Source organism: Adhaeribacter aerolatus, from assembly GCF_007991635.1.
In the GTDB taxonomy this organism is placed as follows: domain Bacteria; phylum Bacteroidota; class Bacteroidia; order Cytophagales; family Hymenobacteraceae; genus Adhaeribacter; species Adhaeribacter aerolatus.
This window is the reverse complement of the sequence record NZ_BJYS01000004.1, coordinates 65,806-78,020: the sequence shown is the minus strand read 5'-3', so window position 1 is coordinate 78,020 and position 12,215 is coordinate 65,806. Positions and strand designations below refer to the sequence as shown.

Here is a 12,215-nt window from a genome sequence, read left to right as displayed (position 1 = left end):
CTTTGGTTAATATGTTAATATTTGGAGTTAGGCTGAGGTTAAGCTGGAGAATAATTAAAAATTTCTGAAAATTATTTCGGCTATTAGTCGTAAACAAGGCCTGAACTAACTTGTGTACTCATGCGCGATATTTCGGAATACATATACGGCGAAGACTACGCCGAAAGAAACAAGGCTTTTGAAGAAGAAATGTCCCGGATAGAAGACCGCCACGCGGAATTTTTTAAAAGCCGGCAGCCGGTAAACGAAACGGAAGAACACGATAGGCTGCACCATCATTATGCATTGCGCACAGCCAGCGGCCAGGTTTCCTTTACTTTTAACCAGGGCTCTGATTTACCAGAAGATATTCGCCAGGAATGCAAAGAAGCTTTTCACCGCATCTGGAAGTACGAATAATATTAAACTAACCTCTATGACCCGGCTGTACCGAACCAGGAATGAGGTTAATAACTAAACTTTAGCTTAAAATTGTATCCGCGGGTTTAAACTGATCTGGTTTTTATTTATAAAGTAAGCTGTTTTACTCTTTCGGTAACTCTATAAAAAAGGTAGTGCCCTTGTTTTCTTCGCTCGTCAGCCAGATGCGGCCTTGGTGTAAATCCACAATATTTTTTACAATACTTAAGCCAAGTCCCACGGTTTCTTCGCCCCGCAGGCCGGGCCGCCGGGCTTTGGTAAATTTATCGAATACCAAAGGCTGCAAATCTGCGGGTATGCCAATACCGTCGTCCTGAACCGAAAGCAGCACGGATTTTTCTCTTTCGAGTAAAGTAACAGTAATGGTACCGCCTTCGTGAGTGAATTTTAAAGCATTGGCAATCAGGTTGTGTATTACTTGTATAAACATTACCTCATCGGCCACTAAAAAAATAGGATCGTGCGAAGAAACCAGTTTGATGTTTTTCCAGGCATTAAAATCGGCTTGCCGAAACATGGTTACAGAGTTCCGGGCTTTGTCGAGCAGGTTAAACCTGGTTTTCCGGAGGGAAACGCCCGCTGATTCCAGAAATTCATTGTTTAGTAATTCTTTAATAAGCGAAATACTTTTTTTGGTGGTTTCCTGAATGTAGCCCAGGGTTTGGCGGACCATTTCGGTATCGGTTTCTTCGCCTGCTAACGAAGCCGATAAGCCCTGAATTAAAGCCAAAGGCCCAGCCAGTTCGTGCGAAAAGCTGTGCAGAATGCTGTTTTTTCGTTCGCTGAATTTCAGAAGCGTATGTTGTTTTTCTTTTTTGTCGGTTACATCTTCGGCGAAGCCGGCTACACTCCAGCTCTTATTGGCGTTATAAATAGAATACGCCCGCACCGAAATCCATTTCTCCTGCTGGTCCGCTGTTAATATCCGGAATTCGCTTACTTGTTGCTCGCGGTTTATAATGCGGTGGTAACTGTTACGGACATATTCCTGGTCTTCCGGATGAATGGATTCGAGCAAACTGGCCGGATTAGTTATAATTTCCTGGCGGCTACGGCCCCAGATCTGATCAAAACTTGGGTTCAGGTAACGAATGCTTTGGGTTGGAATATCAATAATAAAAAAAACCTGATCAGTCTGTTCGGCAATTTGCTCCAGAATATGCAGGCTTTCCTGATTTTCACTAAGGTTCATAGGAACGGAATTAAAGCTATTTTTTACTTGCTTTATTAATTAAAGGTAGCAAAAAATTTAAAGAGAAATTTAAAAACTAACTAGTTTCGTAAGTACGTGGTCTTTCATAAACTGGTTTAGGCCTGATCTCCCCCTATCGTTTGCGCTACCGACATGGCCTTTAATCAAATTAGCCGGGAAGCATAATATTAAACCGGCCCTGGTTTTTTAATAGGAAAGATAAGGTTTGGTTAAAAATAAAATAACCGGCCGGCGTTTGTTAATCTGCTGAATATTTAAAATTATTATCTCTATTTTTGATTTTCTTTTGCCCCGGCAATTTTGCGCAAGTACGCTCTAACCCCGATAAATTTTGATTATAAATATGAAATCTGAAACGGCTGCCTTTCTTAAAAAGAACAAAAAGCGAATTTTAGAAGCCTGGGTGCAAAACCAGATGAGTGATAGTACCCTGCGGGATGATTTAATTTCGAATGAAGAATTAAGCAAGCAGTCGGATGATTTGCTGGATACTTTGCTGAAGGCTGTTGGCTCCGGCGAATTAAACCTGGAATCTGAAAGTTTTCAGGGCGTTACAGATATTCTGAGCGAACTTTCTATTACCCGCGCCCGCCAGGGATTTTCGCCCCGCGAAACCAGCATGTTTGTGATGAGCTTAAAAAAAGCTTTTTACAGTTTATTGGATGCTCAATATAAAGACGACCCGGCCACCTTGTACCAGGCTTCGGTGGAACTGAACAACCTGCTTGACCACATGAGCATTGTAACCATGGAAACCTTTATTCAGGGGCGGGAAGAAGTTATTCTGCGGCAAACCGATGAGATGAACGAAATCTCTACCCCGGTAATCCGGGTTTGGGAAGGTATCCTGGCCCTGCCTATTATTGGTACCCTCGATAGTGCCCGCACCCAGATTGTAATGGAAAACCTGTTACAGCAAATTGTGGAAACCGGCAGCCGCATTGCCATTTTAGATATTTCGGGTGTACCCACCGTCGATTCGCTGGTAGCGCAGCATTTAATTAAAACCGTAAGTGCCACCCGTTTAATGGGAGCCGAGTGTATCATTAGTGGTATTCGCGCCGAAATTGCCCAAACCATTGTGCACCTGGGTATTGATTTATCTAACATCAACACCAAAGCTTCGCTGGCCAGTGCGCTTAAATTGGCCTATAGCATGCTGGGCATTGAGGTAAGAAGAACCGAGCGTAAAACAATTTTTTAGGAAGCAGGGTTATTTAGTAAGTTATAGTAAATGGATAAAATTCCAATCCTTAAGATGGGCGAGTTTTTACTCGTAACCATTCAGGTAGATTTATACGACCGCCTGGCCCTGGCTCTGGAGAACGATTTGATTAACATGGTAAGCAAGACCGAGGCCCGTGGCGTGTTGATCGATATTTCGGCGGTAAGTATTGTAGATTCTTTTATGGGCCGCATTCTGGGCAATATTGCTTCTATGTCGAAAATAATGGATGCCGAAACCGTAGTAGTAGGCATGCAGCCGGCAGTAGCCATAACCCTGGTAGAATTGGGCTTAACCCTGACCGGTGTGTACACCGCGTTAGATGTAGAAAAAGGTATGGAGCTTCTTCGGAACAAAATTGGTTACCAGCCCAAAGAAGAGGAAGATCTGTATGATGACTTTATCTAAGGAAACCTTAGCCATACAGCGGGAACCGGATGTTATTTACTTTAGAAATAAAGCCAAAGAGTACGCCGTAAAAATAGGCATGAGCATGGTAGGCCAGACCAAGCTCATAACGGCTGCCAGCGAACTGGTCCGGAATATGCTGCGTTACGCCAACGGTGGCAATGCAATTCTGGAAATTGTAATCCGGAACAACGTGAAAGGTGTGCGCCTGACCTTTACCGACAAAGGCCCCGGCATAAAAGACGTGAAACAAGCCATGCAAGACGGTTTTTCCACCGGACGAAGTTTAGGCCTAGGCTTGCCCGGCGCTAAACGTTTATCCAACGAATTTGATATAAAATCGGAGGTAGGCAAAGGCACTACCGTAACCATTATTCGCTGGAAAAATGGACTTTAAAGCCCATACCCGGTTTTCGCTAACCGACCGCACTTTTCAGAATATAATTAAACGGGATATTACCAGGCTGGCCGAAAGTTATAAATTTAGCGAGGCAGAAGTTGGCCGCATAAATATTATTGTTTCCGAAATGGCCTCTAACCTGATAAAGCACAGCGCCGTGTCGGGGGAGTTTCTGGTTAAACCGTTTGGCCGCCTAAATTCCGGTTTCGAAATTATTTGCTTAGACCAGGGCCCCGGCATGAGCGAACCCTTGCGGATGCAGGAAGATGGGGTTTCTACCGCCGGTACCGCCGGCGAAGGATTGGGCGCCATTAAACGCCAGTCCGACGAATTTGACCTTTACTCGGCCAAAGGCGTAGGCACGGTTATTTTATCGCGGCTTTATAAAAAAGGGTATAAACCAAAACCAAGAGCTCCCAAAAAATTTGATGTAGGCGTAGTAATGGTGCCGAAGAACGGCGAAAAACACTGCGGCGACGGCTGGGCTATTTACGAAGCAGTTGATTACTGCCATTTGCTGGTAGCCGACGGTTTAGGCCACGGCGAACACGCCGAAGTGGCCAGCCAGGGAGCGGCAGAAGCATTTTTGCAAAACACCAACCTGGCGCCCGTTGAGCTAATCAGGAACTTGCACGGCGCTATAAAAAAAACACGGGGAGCCGTAGCTAATGTTACCAGTATCAACGTTAAAAATCAGGAACTAACTTATTGCGGCGTAGGGAATATTGCGGGCCGGGTTATTTCGGGCTATGAAAATACTAAAAGTATAATTTCTTACAACGGTATTTTGGGGCACAACATACCCAATACCCTCAATAACCATGTTATTCCCTGGGTAGGCAATAATTTATTGGTTTTACATTCCGATGGCCTGAAAAGTAAGTGGGATTTTAGCCGGTACAAAGATTTGCTGCGGCACGATACGAGTATTATTGCAGCCGTATTATACAAAGATTTCAACCGGGGCACCGACGACACCCTGGTGCTGGTAGCCAGAACCAGATGCTGATGAAAGAAGCGCAGGAATAATGGATAAAGATATTATCAGGATACAAATACAAAACGAACTGGATGTGGTGCTGGCTTATAAAAGGGCCATGCAGCTATCGGGTTTATGCGGCATGGCGACTGCCAACCAAACCAAATTTGCCACCGCCGTTTCCGAAATTTGCCGCAATGTGCTGGAACACGTAGGGCAGGGGCAAATTAAGTTTGGTTTGGTAGAAGATAAGGGCCGTTTATTTCTGGAAGGTTTTATCGCGGATCGGGGCCGGGGAATTCCGGATTTGCCGCATATATTTAACCGGGGAGCGCAGGAGGGGCAGCGCGGCTCGGGCCTGGTTAACTCCAAAAAGCTGGTAGATTCTTTTGAAATCCAGAGCGACAGCGAAAAAGGTACCCGCGTGCAATTGCGCAAACTCATCCCGGCTAATCACCCGCCAATAAATAATGCTATTATAAAAGGCTGGGTCGAATATTTCGATTCGGAAAAGGAATTTTCGCCTTACGCCGAAATCAAAAACCAGAACATGCAGTTAATTGAACTGCTGGAAGAAGTGCGCCTGAAAAATATCCAGACCGAAACCCAACTGGCCGAAATTACCCGCCTGAACGAAGAACTGCAGGTTTCTAACCAGGAGATTCGTAACCTCTTGCAAGAAAGAAGTATAGCCAACCAGGAACTTCTTAATATTAACAAAGAACTCGACCAGTTTGCCCACGTGGTTTCGCACGATTTAAAAGCGCCGCTGTATAATATTATTGCGCTCTCTTCAATTATTGAAGAATGCCTGGGGACGGGTAATCTGACCGAAGCCAAAACTTCTATTGGCATGTTAAACGGGCAGGCCAGCCACCTGGATAAATTAATAACCGATATTTTACTTTATTCTACCGCCGGCCGGCATAACTTACCCCGCAAAGAAATAAATGTAAACCAGTTAATCCGGGGGCTTTTGGCGGCTTACCCGGTTAGCCCTACTATCAAAGTATTTATTCAACCAGATTTGCCTACGCTTTTATCCGAAGAAATATATTTGCAGCAGGTTTTTGGTAATTTGCTCAGCAATGCTTTTAAATATACCAACCAGGAAAACGGCATTATTTCCATAGCGTACCGGCAGGAAAAAAAGTTTCTGGAGTTTGCCGTATCCGATAACGGCCCCGGCATTCCGCTCGCCGATCAGGAAAGAATATTCCGGATATTCGAAAACAGCAGCCTGCACCGCAACACCAGCAGCGGCATTGGGCTCTCTATTGTAGATAAAATAATAAAAGTAAAAGGAACAGCGGTTTGGGTAGAATCTAAAGGATCGGGGGGTGCCACTTTTAAATTTACCTGGCCCGTTAGCGAATTAGTAAATAAGGTAGCCGCCTGATTAATTTGTCCGGATTACCGGCTATTATCCCTCAAAATATTCCTGTAATATTTCCCGCACATCGGCATTGGTCAGGGCTTTGGAAATATGCTTCTTTACTTTTTTAAAGCTTTTCAGACGTTCCAAATCGTAGAAGCTGGCCGAGGAAGTCAGCATCATGATTATGATTGGTTTGTCGTTGCCCAGTTCCTGTCTTTCGTAAGCTTCCAAAAAGGTAAAGCCATCCATTACCGGCATTTTAATATCTAAAAATATTAAATCCGGATTAATTTCACGTCCCCCGGCGGCAGCATTTTGTAAATAAGTTAATGCTTCCTGGCCGTTAGTCATTATTTTAATTTCTTTGGCTACATTCAGGCTGGTAAGCAGGCGTTTATTTACGTAGTTCGTAGTTTCATCGTCGTCTACCAGTAAAATCAGGTCCAGGGTTGGCATAGGTTATTTAGGTTATAAATCCGGAATCAATATATAGATTTAAGTTGTATTTAGGTGAAATGAAAAATTATCTAACTTAATTCCCGATTCGTTAAAAATGTTAGAAAATAATTTTTTACCCAAGCTATTAGAAACACGCACAGAGAAAAAAGCAATATTTTTTACAGTTAACCAGGTAAACCGCTACCCGCAAATCTTAAATTAAAAACATAAAAATTGTTTAAAGGAATTGTTCTATATATTAAAAAATATTTATATTTAGGTGTTTATATCCTGCTCCTCAGAATTATATCACTTTAAATATTTATATATGGAAGAAAATTCTACCACAACACAATCTTATCCATTTGTATTCCACGGTAAGGGTACAGCCTATTTCGAAATTCAGTTAGCCAACTGGGTACTTACTTTTATTTCGCTGGGGTTTTATTATCCGTGGGCCAAAGCCAATTCGCTGCGGTACCTTTACAGTAAAACCGAATTTGCCGGCAGCCGCTTTACTTTTCATGGCACGGGTAAAGAAATGTTTCTGGGCTTTATTAAAGCCATTGGTATTTTTATTTTGCTTTACGGTGCGGTAATGGCCGGGGCGCTTTCCGGTTCCCAAACCTGGTTGTACGTAGGGTTAGGGGTTTTCTATGTAGGTTTTATGGCGCTTATACCCCTGGCCATACACGGGCGCATGCGGTACCGCATGTCGCGTACATCGTGGCGGGGTATTCATTTTGGTTACCGGGGCCAGTTAATGCGGCTATACGGACTGTTTATTTCTAACCTGCTGCTAACCATCATTACCTTTGGCATTTACGGCTCGTGGTATACGGTAAACCTGCGTAAAGAAATTATCGGTAATATCCGGATGGGCAATGTGCGGTTTTCTTATGAAGGTACCGGTACCGAATTATTTATAATTAACCTGAAGGGCCTGGTGCTTACGATACTAACGTTGGGCGGGTATTTATTTGCTTACACCCGCGATTTGCATAATTATTACCTGAACAATGTTTACCTGGAGCAAAATGGCCACTATTCCCGCCTGAGTTCATCGGTAACCGGGTGGGGTTATTTTAAGTTGGTTGCCATTAATTTATTTATTGTCGTATTTTCGTTGGGCATTGCAGCGCCTTTTGCCACTATCCGGACCATGCGGTTTGTGCTGCAAAATGCCGAACTGGTAGGCGAATTTGATGCCGATAACCTGCTGCAGACCGAGGATATTTACAAAGATGCCACCTACGAAGACGTATCCGACATGCTGGATATTAGTCTGGTTTAACTAAACTGAATGCCCGTTTACGAAGGAATATATTTTGATGGAAAATCGTCGCAGCCGCACCGGGCCCAGGTAAGCCTGGAACCCAGTGCGCTGCAGATTACCTATAAAACCCAGGACAACACCTTGCCGGTTACAGTTCATTGGCAAAGTCAGCGTATAGAGCAAGAGGCATACACCGAGGAAGGTAAAACAATCCTGCGGTACGGCAATTACCCGGCTCAATCTTTAGAAGTCTCTTACCCCGATTTTCTGCCCGCCCTGAAGAGCTATTATACCGCTGCCCCACCGGTAAGCCAAAGCGGACCCTTGCCAAAATCCGGAAGTGCCTACTGGGTTTGGCTCATAATTATATGCTTGCTGGCCTTGATTCCGGTTACTTACTTTTGGGTACTACCGGCGGTAGCCGATTTTGCAGCCCGCCAGATACCGCCCGCCTACGAGCATAAATTAGGCAAAACCCTAGCCACTCAAATAATTGCAGAAGACCAGGATAGCGCCCGAACGGCTAATTTGCGGGGCTTCGCAAGGCAGTTAAATTTGCCGGCACCTTACCCATTAACCTTTACGGTAATCCGTAATGCGGAACCTAACGCGTTTGCCATACCGGGCGGCAATATTGCGGTGCACGAAGGCATGTTTAACCTAATACAGAGCCCGGAAGAATTAGCTGCTTTGCTGGGGCATGAGTATGGGCATATAAAATTACGCCACTCACTACGTTCTCTGTTCCGGAGTTTGTCAGGGTATATTTTTATTTCCGTTATAATCGGCGATGTAAGTGCTATTACGGCGGTGTTAATCGAAAATGCCAATGCCCTGAAATCTTTGGAATATAGCCGCAATTTTGAGAACGAAGCCGATTTATTGGGCTTGCAGGTGATGGAGGCGCACCAGCTTAATCCCGAAGGCATGGTGCAGCTATTCCGGCATTTGCAGGAACATAGTAAAGCGCGGGGACAGGATCTGGAATTTATCAGCACACATCCGGCTTTATCTTCCCGCATCCGCAATATTCAGAACCGAATAAAACAAAAAAATAATTTTCAGCCGGCTTCTGATTCATTGCAATATTACTGGCAGCGGCTAAAAAATATGCCGGCCAAAAAATAAAAGCACTATCCGTTCCCCCGTTTATATCCGTAAAAAATATAAACGGAAGCGCAATACTTGTACCGGCTCGGTATTTCTACCTAAGCCCTCCCTGATTATATACCATTTTTATAAAACTACCGGCTCCGTTAGCATCGCTTTAGCATAAAACCTTTATTTTTATATTAAAGATAAATCAGACCGCGCTTTTTAAATAAAAGGTAGCTGATTTATTCCTGGTTTTTAAATAATTGCTATGGCAGGTCTTCCTATTACACAAGCTCCTCCCCCGGTTTTGCCGGTAAGCGCCGGAAGCGCCGTGGGTACGGGAGTTTTCGATAAAGATTTCCGGATTTATGGCTGTAACCATCAACTTCGGGCGCAGCTTAGCGATAGTGCCGGGTACCCATCCGGCCTATTTATAACCGAATTATTTACGCAGGTACAGGAGATAGATTTGTACCAAAAGGCGCATCAGTCAGATTATTTTGTTTTTCAATCGAATAATTTTATCCTGGAGTTTTCTTTTTTTTACGGCCAGGATCAGGAATTTTCCGGCGGAACGTTTACCATAACACCAATGAAATCCGGGGCAGCCGGCTTTCTGCCGGAAGAGGCGAATCCTATAATCCCGCAAACCGATTGGAACGGAGAAAACTCTTTACTTTCAGCAGAATTCGATCAGGTAGCGTATGATTCGACCCTTAACCAGTTAAAAAAAGAAGTTGAGCAGCAAAAACTGGTAAATGCGGCGTTGCAGGTGGCCAGCAATCAATTGGTAGAATACGAGAACCGGCTGAAGTTAGCCTTACAGGCGGGCCAGATTGGCATTTGGGAATGGGACATAAAGAAAAATAATATTTACTGGGACGAGTTTAGTCACGAAAAAGCGGAACGCAAGCCCGGTTCCTTTTTGGGCACTTACCAGGAAGTAGCAGCTTTAATTCATCCGGAAGATCTGGACCGGGTAAGCAAAGAAATAAAAAGAGCCATTCGGCAACACGCTAATCTGGTGGTTAATTTCCGGGTTTTACGCGAAGATGGTACCGTACAGTTTATCAATACGCGGGGTTTAACTTATTACGACGAGGCCGGACATCCCCTAAAAATGTCAGGAGTATCGATGGATTATACCGATCAGGCCAACGCCGATGCAAAACTAGCCGATACCCGGTTTTTGTTGCAGCAAGTAGCCGATGCTATTCCGGATACGCTTTACCTGCTAGATTTAAAAGAAAAGAGAACCATATATGCCAACCGCAATATTGCGAATACGCTGGGTTATACGCCCCAGGAATTAAACCAGATGGGTGTTTCGCTGATCGACCTGATTTTGCACGCAGAAGATCAGAAGAAAATTGCCGAGTGGGAAGAAAGGCTAATGCGGGCAAAAGATTACGAAGTAATAGCAACCGAATACCGGAACCAGCATAAAAACGGCGAGTGGCGCTGGATACATACCCGCGAACGTGTGTTTAAGCGCGATGCCGACGGTAAACCCTTGCAAATAATTGGCATAGCCGAGGATATTTCCGATAAAAAAGCAGCTATGCACGAACTCCGGTCTAAAACCAGGCTGCTAAATGGCATTCTGAGCCATTTGCCCATTGCAGTTTGGCGAATTGATGCGGAAGGATACATTAGGGAGGCAACAGGAGCGGGGCTGGAAGTATATAATAATGGACTTAAAGGTTTAAAAGGCGAAAATTATTTTAAATTATTCCCGGACTTAAGTAAGGAAATAAATCTTGTTCTATCCGGAAAGACCCGTTCGTTTTTAAGTCAAACGGAGAAAAACGGCGAGCAAAGATATAAGCAGAATTATTTTTACTACGATTTGGAAAGCCGGCAAGCGGTAGGTTTTTGCCTGGATATAACCGAGTTAAAACGTACCCAGGAGCAGCTAAAAGCCCAGGCCGATTTTACCCTTAACCTGATTGATAACAGCATCGATGGTATTTTTGCTTTCGACCAGCAAGGCCGGGTAAATGCCTGGAACCGGGTGATGGAAGAAAAATATCCGCTGCAAAGAGCGCAAATCGTTGGTAAATCTTTGGAAGAAGCAGCGGCCCTACTCGACTTGTTTGCGGAAGTAGAAACTTACCGGCAGGTATTAAAAGGTAAAGTTATCCGTTATCAGAATAGGCCTTCGAAGTTCTGGAATGGTTATTTAGATGCTATTGTGTTGCCCATGTTCGATGAAGAACAGCAGGTAACCGGTGGTATTGCTTTTCTGCACGATGTAACCGAACGCGTGAGATTAGAACAGGAGCGTACCCGGTTAAAGTTGCGACGCCAGAAGGAAATTCTGAATGCCATACTGGAAACCCAGGAAGAAGAACGCCGCCGCATTGCCGAATCGTTGCACAACGGAGTAGGGCAGATTTTATACGCTACTAAACTAAGCCTGGAGGTTTTACAAAGTCAGTTAGAGAAAAAAGACGGCGAAATAAAAAACCAGAGCAACCAAATATCCGCTTTGCTGGAAGAGGCCATTAAGGAAACCCGGGCGGTTTCTGTTGAATTGGTACCAGGTATTCTCCGCGATTTTGGTTTGCAGCGCGCCTTACTGGAGTTAAAACAAAAGCTGTCCCACACCAGGTTCGACCTGTATTTTTATTTAGAAGGATTAGAAAAGCCGTTAAAAAAAGAATACGAAACCGCCATTTACCGCATTATTCAGGAGTTGTTAAACAATGTTATTAAACATGCCGCCGCCACCGAAGTGCACCTGCATGTAACTAAATCGGGCCGTAAAGTAATGATTACAGTAGAAGATAACGGGCGCGGTTTTAACCAGAACGACCCGCAAAACCTGCTGAATGGTATTGGCCTGAGCAGTATCCGTAATCGGGTTAAATTGTTTAACGGTACTATGAATATTAACTCCCAACCCGGCAAAGGCACCATTGTGGAAATAGACCTAAAGCTGATTTAAAAATGTTAATGGTTTTGGCTTTTAAGTAAATAAAAAAGGAGGGCTTTTGTACCTCCTTTTTATTTGAGCTGTTCGCTTATTTTAGTTATGTTAAAGCAACATCGTATTGTTCTTCTTCCAGGTTATCTTTAATGGTTAAAATGGCATCTAAACCCAGGTAAGAGAATACCTTGCGCACCCCGGGCCGCAAACCATAAAAAATCAGGTTGATTGCTTTCTCTTTAAACGCGGGCAGGTTAGACAAAAAAACACCCAGGCCCGCCGAAGAAATATATTTTAAGTTGCGGCAATCTACCAGCACATTCTTTTTCTTGCTTTTAACGGCCTTCTTTAAAATATTATCTATTTCACCAGTATTATTCCCATCGAGGTTGCCCGATAATATTAGTACGTAAGCCTGCGCTTTTATTTCGTGGTATAACTCCATTACCTA

12 protein-coding genes are annotated in these 12,215 nt (G+C 44.0%); 9 read left to right on the top strand and 3 right to left on the bottom strand.

Features of this window, described 5'->3' with window-relative positions; all coding sequences use genetic code 11:
* Positions 1 to 120: 120 nt before the first annotated feature.
* Positions 121 to 399 carry a hypothetical protein gene (locus AAE02nite_RS04270; protein WP_146895231.1) on the top strand — a complete coding sequence of 93 codons (279 nt, stop codon included), beginning with the start codon at positions 121 to 123 and terminating at the stop codon, positions 397 to 399.
* Between the two features lie 124 nt (positions 400 to 523).
* Here the strand turns inward: AAE02nite_RS04270 and AAE02nite_RS04265 are convergent, their stop codons facing one another.
* Positions 524 to 1,612, bottom strand: a complete 1,089-nt coding sequence (locus tag AAE02nite_RS04265; protein WP_146895228.1) for a PAS domain-containing sensor histidine kinase — start codon at positions 1,610 to 1,612, stop codon at positions 524 to 526.
* 364 nt (positions 1,613 to 1,976) lie between these two features.
* Here AAE02nite_RS04265 and AAE02nite_RS04260 point away from each other — a divergent pair, with 364 nt between their 5' ends.
* From AAE02nite_RS04260 to AAE02nite_RS04240, 5 genes are read left to right on the top strand one after another with little or no spacing between them, the layout of a single operon-like run.
* Positions 1,977 to 2,837, top strand: a complete 861-nt coding sequence (locus tag AAE02nite_RS04260; protein ID WP_146895226.1) for an STAS domain-containing protein — start codon at positions 1,977 to 1,979, stop codon at positions 2,835 to 2,837.
* Positions 2,838 to 2,867: 30 nt separating this feature from the next.
* Complete coding sequence (locus tag AAE02nite_RS04255) at positions 2,868 to 3,266, top strand: STAS domain-containing protein (protein ID WP_146895223.1); 399 nt, start codon at positions 2,868 to 2,870, stop codon at positions 3,264 to 3,266.
* Positions 3,250 to 3,663 carry an anti-sigma regulatory factor gene (locus AAE02nite_RS04250; RefSeq protein WP_146895221.1) on the top strand — a complete coding sequence of 138 codons (414 nt, stop codon included), beginning with the start codon at positions 3,250 to 3,252 and terminating at the stop codon, positions 3,661 to 3,663. Before AAE02nite_RS04255 ends, AAE02nite_RS04250 begins: the two co-directional genes overlap by 17 nt.
* Positions 3,653 to 4,675 carry an ATP-binding protein gene (locus AAE02nite_RS04245; RefSeq protein ID WP_146895218.1) on the top strand — a complete coding sequence of 341 codons (1,023 nt, stop codon included), beginning with the start codon at positions 3,653 to 3,655 and terminating at the stop codon, positions 4,673 to 4,675. The genes AAE02nite_RS04250 and AAE02nite_RS04245 overlap by 11 nt, the downstream gene beginning before the upstream one ends.
* A gap of 19 nt (positions 4,676 to 4,694) precedes the next feature.
* A complete protein-coding gene (locus AAE02nite_RS04240; protein WP_146895216.1) occupies positions 4,695 to 6,044 on the top strand; it encodes a sensor histidine kinase in 1,350 nt (449 codons plus the stop codon).
* A gap of 24 nt (positions 6,045 to 6,068) precedes the next feature.
* Here the strand turns inward: AAE02nite_RS04240 and AAE02nite_RS04235 are convergent, their stop codons facing one another.
* Positions 6,069 to 6,479: a response regulator gene (locus AAE02nite_RS04235; RefSeq protein ID WP_146895214.1), complete on the bottom strand. Its 411-nt coding sequence runs from the start codon at positions 6,477 to 6,479 to the stop codon at positions 6,069 to 6,071.
* Between the two features lie 310 nt (positions 6,480 to 6,789).
* Here AAE02nite_RS04235 and AAE02nite_RS04230 point away from each other — a divergent pair, with 310 nt between their 5' ends.
* The 3 genes from AAE02nite_RS04230 (at position 6,790) to AAE02nite_RS04220 (ending at position 11,782) form a co-directional block, all read left to right on the top strand.
* Entirely contained in the window at positions 6,790 to 7,755 is a 966-nt protein-coding gene (locus tag AAE02nite_RS04230) for a YjgN family protein (protein ID WP_146895213.1), read from the top strand.
* Positions 7,756 to 7,764: 9 nt separating this feature from the next.
* A complete protein-coding gene (locus tag AAE02nite_RS04225; RefSeq protein ID WP_146895212.1) occupies positions 7,765 to 8,865 on the top strand; it encodes a M48 family metallopeptidase in 1,101 nt (366 codons plus the stop codon).
* 235 nt (positions 8,866 to 9,100) lie between these two features.
* Positions 9,101 to 11,782 (top strand): PAS domain-containing sensor histidine kinase, encoded by a 2,682-nt coding sequence (locus AAE02nite_RS04220; RefSeq protein WP_146895211.1) that lies wholly within the window; start codon positions 9,101 to 9,103, stop codon positions 11,780 to 11,782.
* Between the two features lie 85 nt (positions 11,783 to 11,867).
* Here AAE02nite_RS04220 and AAE02nite_RS04215 read toward each other — a convergent pair whose 3' ends face one another.
* Positions 11,868 to 12,209 (bottom strand): STAS domain-containing protein, encoded by a 342-nt coding sequence (locus AAE02nite_RS04215; protein ID WP_146895210.1) that lies wholly within the window; start codon positions 12,207 to 12,209, stop codon positions 11,868 to 11,870.
* Positions 12,210 to 12,215: the final 6 nt, after the last annotated feature.